The following is a 249-nucleotide window of genomic DNA, read 5'->3' on the forward strand; positions in this document are numbered from 1 at the left end:
CATTCGGACTTGTTGTAGAAACTTGTGTTAAGTTCACTTGCGCCAAAGTAACAGGTTGACCGTTTAAGGTATCGTTTACCAACACATTAGGTACAGCAGTACCACCCGTATAACCGTTAGCTGAACCGTTATCGTCGTTAGCTACGATAGGAGCAGCGTTCACAGTAACTGTTACAGTAGCCGTATCACAATTAGTTGGGTTTAAGATTTCACAGATTTGGTATACCAAAGTATAGTTACCTGCAGGAG

The 249-nt window shown here is 42.2% G+C and carries 1 pseudogene; it reads right to left on the bottom strand.

The window, feature by feature from the left end:
* Positions 1-249: pseudogene (locus EQG61_RS13845) on the bottom strand (hypothetical protein); the annotation flags it as partial.

Origin of the sequence: Flavobacterium stagni (assembly GCF_004122105.1) — a bacterium.
Lineage (GTDB): Bacteria > Bacteroidota > Bacteroidia > Flavobacteriales > Flavobacteriaceae > Flavobacterium > Flavobacterium stagni.